Below are 8115 nucleotides of genomic sequence, written 5' to 3'. Positions count from 1 at the left end.
GCCGCGCTGGCCCGCCAGGCCGAGCGCGGCCAGGTGCAGCTGCGGCTCTACGGCCAGGCCCTCTCCAGCGAACTGGCGCGCTACGACTTCGTGCCGAGCCTGCTGTCGCTGGACGACGAGATCAGCTCGCTGCTGGCGCGGCCCGAGGATTCCGCCCGCGTCGCCGCGGCCAACGCGCACCTGGCCGCGGTCAATGCGCGCGCCGGCACGCTGGCCGTGTTCGTGCTCGACCGCCAGGGACGCGTGCGCGCCACCAGCAACTGGCAGCGCCCCGACAGCTATCTGGGCGAAGACCTGAGCTTCCGCCCCTACTTCCAGGCCGCCATCGACGGCCAGTTGGGACGCTTCTACGGCGTCGGCACCACGCGCGATGAATCGGGCTACTACCTGTCGGCGCCCCTGGGCAATGGCAACGGCCAGCGGCCCAGCGGCGTCGCGGTGGTCAAGGTCGGCCTCGAGCCGCTGGAGCAGCGCTGGCAGAGCGCCGACATGCAGATGCTGCTGTCCGACGAGAACGGCGTGGTGATCCTTGCCTCCGAGCCGTCGTGGAAGCTGCGCGCGCGGCGGCCGCTGAGCGCCGCGCAGCGCGAACGGCTGAACCGCAGCCTGCAGTACAACCGCGCGCCGCTGGAGCCGCTCGAATTCACTCGCGTGCGGGCGATGAACAACGGCGACGCGCTGGTACGCATGCGCCGCGGCCCATCGATGCTCGAGCAGAACGCGATGCTGCCCGGCACCGAATGGCAGCTGACGCTGCTGACCGATACGTCGCAGGCACGTATGGCGGCGCTGAACACCGCCGCGCTGTGCGGCGTGCTGACCGCCTTCGTGCTGCTGCTCGGCGCCGCCTGGAACGTGCGCCGGCGCATCGTCAGCGAGCGGCTGGCCGCGCGCGCCGCGCTCGAGGCCGCCAACAGCGAGCTCGAACGCAAGGTCGCCGAACGCACCGCCGACCTGACCAGCGCCAACCATCTGCTGCAGACCGAGATCGCCGAGCGCATCCGCACCGAGCGCGAACTGCGCCAGGCCCAGGACGGTCTGCTGCAGGCCGGCAAGCTGGCGGCAGTCGGACAGATGTCGACCGGCATCGCGCACGAGCTGAACCAGCCGCTGGCCGCGCTGCGCACGCTGTCGGGCAACACCCAGAAATTCCTTGCGCGCGGCGACCTCGCCACCGCGCAGGCGAACCTCGGCACCATCATCGGCCTGGTCGAAAAGATGGGCCGCATCACCGGCGCGCTCAAGTCCTTCGCCCGCAAGCCGGGCCGCAACGGCAAGGGCAGCGCCCTGCTGGCCGATGCGATCGACAACGCGCTGTTCCTGCTGGAGACGCGCGTGCAGGCGGTGCAGCCGCAGATCGTGCGCGATGTCGACCGCACGCTGGCAGTCGCCTGCGATCCCAACCGGCTCGAACAGGTGCTGGTCAACCTGATCGGCAATGCGCTCGACGCGATGGCGGCCGGCCCGGCGCAAGGTGCCCAGCCGGCCCGTCTCGAGCTGCGCGCCGCGGTGGCCGAAGGCATGGTCCGCTGCACCGTCCGCGACAACGGCCCCGGCCTGTCCGAGGAAGCGTTCGCGCGGCTGTTCGAACCCTTCTTCACCACCAAGCCGGCGGGACAGGGTCTGGGCCTCGGCCTGACGCTGTCGGCCGGCATCCTGGACGAATACGGCGGCACGCTGGTCGCCAGCAATCATCCCGACGGCGGCGCCTGCTTCACGATGGTGCTGCCGATGGCCGGCAAGGAGACACACAATGGCGCCCAAACTCAATGACCTGTCGGTACTGATCGTCGAGGACGACGCCGACGTCCGGCTGGGCTGCGAACAGGCGCTGCGCCTCGAAGGCATCGCCACGCGCGCCGTCGGCACGGCCGAGGCCGCGCTGCAGACGGTGGCGCCGCACTTCCCCGGCATCGTCGTCAGCGACATCCGCCTGCCCGGCATCGACGGCATGGCGCTGCTGGCGCAGCTCAAGGCCCGCGACGCCGCGCTGCCTGTGGTGATGATCACCGGCCATGGCGACGTCGGCCTGGCGGTGCAGGCGATGAAGCAAGGCGCCTACGACTTCCTGGAAAAGCCCTTTGCCCCCGAGCGGCTGGTCGAGGTCGCGCGCCGCGCGCTGGAGCAGCGCCGCCTTGCACTTGAGGTCGCCGAACTGCGCGACCGGTTGGCCGGCCGCGAACGGCTCGAGGCGCGGCTGATCGGCGTGTCGCCGGCGATGGAACGGCTGCGCCGCCTGATCGCCGATCTTGCCGACACCAGCGCCAATGTGCTGATCCACGGCGAGACCGGCACCGGCAAGGAACTGGTGGCGCGCTGCCTGCACGACGCCAGCACCCGCCACGCGCGCAACTTCGTGCCGATCAACTGCGGCGGGTTGCCGGAGCAGCTGTTCGAGAGCGAAATCTTCGGTCACGAGGCCGGCTCCTTCACCGGCGCCGCCAAGCGCCGCATCGGCAAGATCGAACACGCCGAGGGCGGCACGCTGTTCCTCGACGAAATCGAGAGCATGCCGATGTCGATGCAGATCAAGCTGCTGCGCGTGCTGCAGGAGCGCGTGGTCGAACGGCTCGGCTCCAATACGCCGGTGCCGGTCGACGCCCGCGTGGTCGCGGCGACCAAGGCCGACCTCAAGGCCCTGGCCGACGCCGGCCAGTTCCGCGCCGACCTCTACTACCGGCTCAACGTGATCACGCTGGAACTGCCGCCGCTGCGCGAGCGGCGCGAGGACGTGCCGCTGCTGTTCGACCACTTCGTCGCGCAGGCGGCGCTGCGCTTCGAGCGCGACGCGCGTCCCGCCTCCCCCGCCGAACTCGCACGGCTGGTCGCCTATCCGTGGCCCGGCAATGTGCGCGAGCTGCGCAACCTGGCCGAGCGGCATGTGCTTGGCCTGGGCTGCAATCCCGAACAGGGCACCGAGGAACCGGCCCTATTGCCGCTGGCGCAGGCGGTGGAGCAATTCGAGCGGGCGTTGATCGCGGATGCGCTGCGGCGGCATGAGGGGAATTTGAGCCGGGCTAGTGAGGCGTTGGGGGTGGCCAAGACGACGTTGTTCGACAAGGTCAGGAAGTACGGGCTGTAAGCCGCCGTCGGCAGCCGCCGGCAGCCCCCGCCCGGGCCCGCGCCCTCTGTCGGCTAGCGAACAGAGCGGCGGCCACCGCAACAGGGATACTCAGCGCAAAAGCGCCGCGGCCACGATTCTCGGCGCCATGCCCGGAGCGGCCGCACGGCGGCCGGCCCGGCCCGTTCCCTGCCAGGAAGCCACGCGATGAAGCCCGATCCCAGATCCTGCGCCGGCATGTCGAGCCACCGGTCGCCGTTCGAGAGGACCGTGCTGACGCGCGGCAAGGCGACCCTGATCACCTATATGGGCGCCGGCGATTCGCACCCGACGCTGGTGCTGTGCCAGGTCGAGCGCCTGCGCGAGAGCGACCTCGAGCCGCTGGAGAAGCTGCAGTCGTTCTGCACGGCGCGCCATGTGCTGTTCGCCGTCGTGGCGCCCGACGAGGCTGCGCGCGGCATGGCGGAGACCTTGCAGCGCTGGGGCATCATGGTGTTCCTGAAGGCGCCGACCGACGACGAAGTCGAAGCCTTCGTGCGGGTGCAGCGATTGATGCGCCATCCGGCGGTGTGGATCTGAACCGCGGGCGGCGCTTGCGCTCGGGCCGGTCGCCCAGTCAAGACGCCCAGTCAAGACGCCCAGTCAAGACGCTCAGTCAAGCCGCCCAGTCAAGCCGCTCAGTCGAGTCGCCCAGCCGCGCCGCTCACCCCGGTCGCTCAGCCAGGTCGCTGGCGCGGCTCCCTCAAGCGGCCGCCCGCCGCGTGACCGGCGCGCCGTCGGCTTCGTCCTGCCGCATCAGCCAGCCATATAGATCCCGCGTATCGTCGGGCGTCGCCACCAGCTCCACATAGCGCCCCGCGTGCCGCGCGCAGGCGGCGGCGTGCAGCCAGCGCAGCGTCGAATAGTCTTCCAGCGCGAAGCCCACCGAATCGAACAGCGTCACGTCCTCGACCGCGGTGCGGCCCGGCACCTCGCCATTCAGGATTCGCCACAGCTCGATGACCGGGAAGTCCGCCGGCATCTGCTGGATCTCGCCTTCGAGCCGCGACTGCGGCTCGTATTCGACCGCGACGCGTGCGCGCCGCAACAGCGCCGGGTCGAGTTCGGTCTTGCCGGGGCAGTCGCCGCCGACCGCGTTGATATGCACGCCGGGCGCGATCTGCTCGTCGCGCAGGATGGTGGCGCGGGTCTTGTCGGCGGTCACCGTCGACACGATGTGCGCGCCGGCCAGCGCCTCGTCGATCGACGCCATCGGCAGGATGCGCTGCTCGCCGGTATCGGTCAGGCCGGCCAGGTTGCGCTGCAGCTTGGCGGTCGCCGCTGGGTCTACGTCATAGGCGCGGATCTCGTGCACGCCGAGCATCGCGTGGAAGGCCAGCACCTGGAATTCTGCCTGCGCGCCATTGCCGATCAGCGCCATCGCGGTGGTGCCGTGCGGCGCCATCGCCCTGGCGGCGACCGCCGAGGTCGCCGCGGTGCGCAGCGCGGTCGCCAGCGTCATGTCGGCCAGCAGCAGCGGAAAGCCGGTCGAGACCTCGGCCAGCGCGCCAAACGCCATCACGGTCGGCATCGCGTGCGCGGCGTTGCGCGGATGGCCGTTGACGTATTTGAACGCGTACTGTTCGCCGTCGGTGACCGGCATCAGCTCGATCACGCCGACCGGCGAATGGCTGGCCAGCCGCGCGGACTTCTCGAAGCGCTGCCAGCGCAGGAAGTCCTGCCGCACGTGCTCGGCCAGCTGCCGCAGCGCGGTCTGCACGCCGATGCTGCGCACCAGGGCCGCCACCGCCGTCGCGTCCAGGAAGCGGGTCATCGCGGTCTCCTTCATCGTCGTCTCCTTGTGGTTCTGTGCTGAAGCCATGGCCCTGGCCCCGTCAACGGTCAGGCCGCCGCGACGCTGGCCCGGCCGCCGGACGCTTGCTCGATCCCTTGGCGCGCCCCGCTGCTGCGATCGAGCCGCAGCGTCATGCAATACGCGCCGCCGCCGGAAAGCATGAACGGCGCGAGATCGACCTCCTGCACGCGATAGCCGCGCTTGCCGAGCGCATCGCGCAGGCGAGGCGTGGTGCGCGCCATCACGATGCGGTCGTGCAGATTGACGGCGTTGACGCTGAAATGCCGCAGGTCGTCGGCGCTGGCCTCGATGCGCTGGCTGGCCGGCAGCCGCGCGTGCAGCTCGCGCAGCGAGGCCTCGGTGAAGGCCGGCGGGTAGTACAAAATTTCGCCGCCGGCCAGCGGGCAGAAGCAGACGTCGAGGTGGTAGCTCTGCGCGGTGGCGAGCTCCAGGGCGACCACTTCGCGTCCGAAATAGGCGCCGACCGCATCGGCCGCGCAGCGGGCCGAACGCGGCCCGAAGCCGGCCCAGAAGTGGCCGCGCACCGCATCCCAGATGCAGTCGCCCGCGCCCTCCTGGTAGCAGCCGTCGGCCAGCGTCGCCACCTCGTCGAGCAGGCCCCGCTCGCGCAGCCCGGCGAACAGGCGCGCGAACGGCGCTTCCTCGCCCTGCCGCTGCGGGTAGCGAAAGCGCGCCAGCAGCGCGCGGCCGTCGAGCACCACCGCGGCATTGGCGGGAAACACCATGTCGGGCAGGCCGGGCTCGCCCGCGGCGACCTCGACCGCGAAGCCGGCCGCTTCGAGCGCGTCGCGCAGCTCGGCGAACGCGCGCAGGGCGCCGCGATGCATGCCTTGCGGATCGGCAGCCCAGCGCAGCGGATCCATCCACGGATTGATGCTGTACGACACGTCGTAGTGGGTCGGCTCGACAAGCAGGATGGTGGGTTCGGTGATCACGCCGCACTCCTTCCGGTTCGGGTTATTGTCGGAATGGATTGTGGTGCACACGCGTGCCAGCGGATAGCGCACAAACTGCGCAAAAAGCGCGGTCCCTATGACAGAATGCCGGCATGGGCCGGCGTTTTGCCAAGCCATCCGCCGGGAACCTGCGAGCCGGCATGGGCCGGCGTTTTTGAAGCCATCCGCCGCGAGACCTGCGAGCCGCCATGGACGATATCGACCGCCAACTGCTGGCACTGCTGCGCGACAATGCGCGCACGCCGACCACCGCGCTGGCCAAGGCGCTGCGGCTGTCGCGCGCGACCGTGCAGAACCGGATCGACAAGCTGCAGGAGGCGGGCGTGATCGTCGGCTACACCGTGCGGCTCAAGCCCGAGGCGGAGCCGCACCGCATCCGCGCGCTGACGACGATCTCGGTGGAAGGCAACCGCATCGGCAAGGTATTGCAGGCCCTGCGCGGCGAGCCGAACGTGCAGACGCTGCATACGACCAACGGGCGCTGGGACATCATCGCGGAGCTGCGCGCGGACACGCTGGAGGCGTTCGACCGGACGCTGGACCGGGTCCGGCTGATCGAGGGGATTGCGGCGACGGAGACCAGCATCCTGCTGTCGACCTACAAGCTGTGAGGGCGGTCGAAGGTCAAGGGGATGGCGATTGCCATTGACCCCTGCCGGGGTGATTGGCGGACAGCGAAGGAAAGCAGCGTTCGCCATCCAGCGGCGAAGCCCCGCTTTCGTGATCCCAAAGCCACATACTGAAATTCCGATATATTGACGTGTTTCCCGCTCCCAATGCGGGTAGTTGGAGATCTGTTCGAATGACGTCCGGCAATCCGGTTGAAAAGTCGATGGAGCGGGTCCCGCCGGGCCCTGCCGTCACCGACCGCGCCGAGCTGGACCGGCTAGTGGCCTGCGAATATTGCGACGCGGTCTACCGCCGCCTCGTGCTCGGCCCCGGCGAACGCGCGCAGTGCCTGCGCTGCGGCGGCGAGCTGTACCACGAGAGCCGGCGCGCCTATCGGCGGCTGCTGCCGCTGGTGCTGACCGCGCTGATCCTGTTCATCGTGTCGAACGCCTATCCCATCGTCGAGATGGACCTGCAGGGCGTGCGCACGCGCACCACGCTATGGGGCGCCGTCCAGGCGCTGCAGGCCGACAACATGACGCTGGTGGCGGTGCTGGTGTTCGCCACCACCATCGTGTTCCCGCTGGCCGAGATGCTGATGATGGCCTATCTGCTGGTGCCGCTGATGCGCGGCACCGTCCCCCCGGGCTTCGAACGCATCATGCGCGGCATCCGCCAGACCCGCCCGTGGGGCATGCTCGAGGTCTTCATGATGGGCGTGCTGGTCACGCTGGTGAAGCTCTCGACAATGGCCCAGGTGCTGCCTGGCATCGCGCTGTGGTCGTTCGGTGCGCTGGTGATCGTGCTGGCGACGATGCTGACCTACGATCCGCGCGACCTGTGGCGCCATGCCGAGCGGCGCCAGGGGGAGGCGCAGCGATGAATCCCCGCGATCCCAAACCCTCGGTGCGCCAGCGCGCGCTGCGCCGCTCGCGCGAGGTGGTCGCCGGCGTCGTGCAGGAGCTCGCCGACGACGACGAACGCACGCCGCTGCCGGAGGTGCCGACCGCGACGTCGATGGGCCTGCTGTCCTGCCACGCCTGCGACGCGCTCAGCCCGATCGACCAGGAGGGCCAGCCGTGCCGCCGCTGCGGCGCGACGCTGCACCATCGCAAGCCGGCCAGCCTGACGCGGACCTGGGCCTTCCTGCTGGCCGCCTACATCCTGTACATACCGGCCAACGTGCTGCCGATCATGATCACCCGCTCGATCCTCGGCACGCAGGAGGACACGATCCTGTCGGGGATCATCTATCTGTGGTTGTCGGGCTCGCGCATGCTCGCCATCGTGGTGCTGATCGCCAGCATCGTGGTGCCGCTGCTGAAGATGATGATCCTGACCTTCCTGCTGCTGTCGGTGCATCTGCGCTCGACCTGGCGGCTGCGGCAACAGACGAAGCTGTATGGGCTGGTCGAGCTGATCGGCCGGTGGTCGATGCTCGATATCTTCGTGGTGGCGCTGCTGGCCTCGCTGGTGCGCGCCGGCGCGCTGGCCCAGGTCGACCCGGGCACCGGCGCGGCGGCGTTCGGCATGGTGGTGGTGCTGACCATGCTGGCCTCGCTGTCGTTCGACCCGCGCCTGCTGTGGGATGCGCACGACCACGCGGAGGACCACGCGCATGGCCGCGCGGCCGG

General features: G+C 69.9%; 8 protein-coding genes. 6 read left to right on the top strand and 2 right to left on the bottom strand.

The features are described from left to right. From AC6EI8_RS21765 to AC6EI8_RS21755, 3 genes are all read left to right on the top strand, one after another. On the top strand, positions 1–1773 hold a 1773-nt coding region (locus AC6EI8_RS21765), incomplete at its 5' end, for a sensor histidine kinase (RefSeq protein WP_498382852.1). Further along, complete coding sequence (locus AC6EI8_RS21760) at positions 1754–3082, top strand: sigma-54-dependent transcriptional regulator (protein ID WP_149316884.1); 1329 nt, start codon at positions 1754–1756, stop codon at positions 3080–3082. The genes AC6EI8_RS21765 and AC6EI8_RS21760, both read left to right, overlap by 20 nt. A gap of 186 nt (positions 3083–3268) precedes the next feature. Then, the gene (locus AC6EI8_RS21755) at positions 3269–3640 is read left to right on the top strand and encodes a hypothetical protein (RefSeq protein WP_149316883.1); all 372 of its coding nucleotides are present in this window, start codon (positions 3269–3271) and stop codon (positions 3638–3640) included. Positions 3641–3803: 163 nt separating this feature from the next. Here the strand turns inward: AC6EI8_RS21755 and ocd are convergent, their stop codons facing one another. After that, positions 3804–4889 carry an ornithine cyclodeaminase gene (gene ocd / locus AC6EI8_RS21750; RefSeq protein ID WP_498382853.1) on the bottom strand — a complete coding sequence of 362 codons (1086 nt, stop codon included), beginning with the start codon at positions 4887–4889 and terminating at the stop codon, positions 3804–3806. Between the two features lie 53 nt (positions 4890–4942). Next, positions 4943–5851 (bottom strand): dimethylarginine dimethylaminohydrolase family protein, encoded by a 909-nt coding sequence (locus AC6EI8_RS21745; RefSeq protein ID WP_149316882.1) that lies wholly within the window; start codon positions 5849–5851, stop codon positions 4943–4945. A 209-nt stretch (positions 5852–6060) separates the two neighbouring features. Here AC6EI8_RS21745 and AC6EI8_RS21740 point away from each other — a divergent pair, with 209 nt between their 5' ends. The 3 genes from AC6EI8_RS21740 to AC6EI8_RS21730 all read left to right on the top strand — a co-directional run. Further along, the gene (locus AC6EI8_RS21740; protein ID WP_498382851.1) at positions 6061–6483 is read left to right on the top strand and encodes an Lrp/AsnC family transcriptional regulator; all 423 of its coding nucleotides are present in this window, start codon (positions 6061–6063) and stop codon (positions 6481–6483) included. A gap of 221 nt (positions 6484–6704) precedes the next feature. Next, positions 6705–7364 carry a paraquat-inducible protein A gene (locus AC6EI8_RS21735; protein ID WP_149317106.1) on the top strand — a complete coding sequence of 220 codons (660 nt, stop codon included), beginning with the start codon at positions 6705–6707 and terminating at the stop codon, positions 7362–7364. Next, the coding region (locus tag AC6EI8_RS21730) for a paraquat-inducible protein A (RefSeq protein ID WP_498382850.1) at positions 7361–8115 on the top strand (755 nt) is incomplete at its 3' end. The genes AC6EI8_RS21735 and AC6EI8_RS21730, both read left to right, overlap by 4 nt.

Source organism: Cupriavidus sp. R6-3, assembly GCF_059772245.1.
This window is presented reverse-complemented; position numbering and strand designations above follow the sequence as displayed.